This window comes from Sporomusa sp., assembly GCF_035561255.1.
Classification (GTDB): domain Bacteria; phylum Bacillota; class Negativicutes; order Sporomusales; family Sporomusaceae; genus Sporomusa.
This window is the reverse complement of record NZ_DATMXX010000275.1, coordinates 1-2,185: the sequence shown is the minus strand read 5'-3', so window position 1 is coordinate 2,185 and position 2,185 is coordinate 1. Positions and strand designations below refer to the sequence as shown.

At 41.3% G+C, this 2,185-nt stretch carries 4 protein-coding genes; 1 reads left to right on the top strand and 3 read right to left on the bottom strand.

Annotated elements, in window-relative coordinates; all coding sequences use genetic code 11:
• Window positions 1-185: 185 nt before the first annotated feature.
• On the bottom strand, window positions 186-461 hold the full coding sequence (locus tag VN379_RS25170; protein ID WP_414715002.1) for a GNAT family N-acetyltransferase: 276 nt from the start codon (window positions 459-461) through the stop codon (window positions 186-188).
• A gap of 203 nt (window positions 462-664) precedes the next feature.
• On the bottom strand, window positions 665-1,105 hold the full coding sequence (locus tag VN379_RS15220; RefSeq protein ID WP_325535330.1) for an ATP-binding protein: 441 nt from the start codon (window positions 1,103-1,105) through the stop codon (window positions 665-667).
• A 105-nt stretch (window positions 1,106-1,210) separates the two neighbouring features.
• Here VN379_RS15220 and VN379_RS25165 point away from each other — a divergent pair, with 105 nt between their 5' ends.
• Window positions 1,211-1,363: an ATP-binding protein gene (locus tag VN379_RS25165; RefSeq protein WP_414715001.1), complete on the top strand. Its 153-nt coding sequence runs from the start codon at window positions 1,211-1,213 to the stop codon at window positions 1,361-1,363.
• Window positions 1,364-1,531: 168 nt separating this feature from the next.
• Here VN379_RS25165 and VN379_RS15215 read toward each other — a convergent pair.
• Window positions 1,532-2,185, bottom strand: a 654-nt coding sequence (locus VN379_RS15215) for a GDP-L-fucose synthase (RefSeq protein ID WP_325535328.1), incomplete at its 5' end; no start/stop codon positions are given.

Genomic DNA, 2,185 nt, shown 5'->3' with positions numbered 1-2,185 from the left:
CTTTATCGGTCAGGTATTCGCATAATTAGTGTTTTACTAGAATATGAAAGCTAATTGTAATGCCCTTTTAACAGCTATTCGGCTATTATCAATACTTTTTCATAGCAGCAGAAAGGCTTTTCTTTATTGAGAAGCTTATTTTATCAGCATATTTATAGCTGCACTTTACAAACAGGGCATTCAATTCATCTTCGTATTGATGGAGTAGTATAGGTTTTTAAATACCGTACGCTGTTTTTTAGTGAGAATTCATCGGCAAAAATCATTAACTCCGTACCGATCCCGCTTCTGCGATAAGCCGGAGTTACCGCCATGCGGTGGACAATCATAGCGTTTTCCTGCATGGACCAGAGTAAGCCGGTGTATTCAGCGGGCTCGACTTTATAAATGCAGGCAAAACCTACTAAATTTTCGTCTCGCTCATTTACATAAAGATCACAATTTTGGCCTTCAAAATGAATATTTCGCTCAGGTGAGTCCCCTGAAACGGCAGGTGTGAGTCACCACCACGTACAAAACAGGTCCATCTGCACGGCGACAAGGCCGCTCATACTGTGGCGAGAGCCACTTAGCACGCGAAGCGCTGATTTCATTCCTGCGTCAGCCTCATTGCGTTTGAAATGGGGGCTGGGGGAAACTGTTCAGAGCATCCCCCAGGATAGATTCATTCTTGGATCCCTTTTCGCTTTCGCATAGAGTCTTTACCTTCAATGATAATCTTGTAAGAGTTGTAGATAATTCGATCAAGGATTGCATCTGCTAGCGTGTCTTCGCCGATTTTCGAATGCCAGCCTGCAGGAGTAAATTGAGAGCAGAAGATTGTCGAAGCTAGATTGTGCCGCGCCTCTATGATTTCCAGCAGGTCTCTCGCCTCACTGCTACCAAGAGGCATTAACAGCCATTCGTCCAGAATGAGCAGGCTAACCTTTCTATCCTGTTTAATCACCTCTGCGTAGCAGCCTTCGCTTCGAGCTATTGTCAGTTCATTGAGCAGATCAGGCAGTCGAATATATTTGACTGTGTAGAAGTTGCGGCAGGCAGCCACACCAAAGGAGCATCCCAGATATGTTTTTCCATTATGTGAATCTTTGCATTGGAAAAACATATATTGCGTGCGCCTTGGGTAATGCCGCATGCCGTAATGGATATCCGTTAAATACTTCAGATTCGAAGTTTATGGCTCAGCTTCAAAACATCAAGCTGTTGATAAATAGCCCACACCAAATGGTACGAGCTATTTCCAGATCCAACTATAGCTGACGCCATTATGGATAGAGTCATACACAACTCGTATATCCTGGCGCTTGATTCAAAAAGATCGATGCGGGAAGTAATGGCGGAAAAAATAATTTATACCCAATAAATGTTATTTTTTATTGAACAAATAGGTCAATCACCTTAAAATCAAACTAACCGACAAGTGTCCGGATGCCTCCGGATTCGCCGTCCGGATAAGCCGGAAACGCACAAGAAAACTAATTTCTGAAAAATCAATCATTTAGAGATGGATGCATAACTATTTCCTTTTATGTCATATAACGGAAGGCTCCTTTTCTAAAAACCATTTGTAAGTTGTCTCAATTCCTGTTTTTAGTGGTGTTTGAGCATACCACCCTAGTTTGTTTATCTTACTTACATCTAAGCGTTTAACAGGTGTTCCATCCGGCTGGGTTCTATCATTAACAATTTCACCGGTAAAACCAGTAATTTCCGCCATTATAGCAGCAAGTTCAGCAACTGTAATATCTATTCCCGTACCAATATTAACGAATTCTCCATCGTTATAGTGTTGCATCAGAAAGTAACAAGCATCGGCTAAGTCATCTACGAAGAGAAATTCCCGTCTAGGCTTACCACTTCCCCAGACAGTAACTGAAGGGCTTGCAATAAGCTTTGCTTCGTGAAACTTTCTCATTAGCGCAGGAAGCACATGTGAAGTATCTAGATTAAAATTATCATTGATACCATATAAATTAGTTGGCATTACTGATATAAAGTTGTTGCCATACTGCCGGCGATAAGCCTGGCACAGTTTTATTCCTGCTATTTTGGCTATGGCATAAGGTTCATTAGTGGGCTCTAATTCACCTGTTAGTAGGTATTCTTCTTTTAATGGCTGTGGAGCATATTTAGGATAAATACATGAACTGCCGAGAAATAATAGTTTATTGATTTTGTATTTATG

Bases quoted from the DNA above. Each gene is read 5' to 3' on its own strand.
- VN379_RS15220 (WP_325535330.1), bottom strand. From the start codon at position 1,105: ATGTTTTTCCAATGCAAAGATTCACATAATGGAAAAACATATCTGGGA.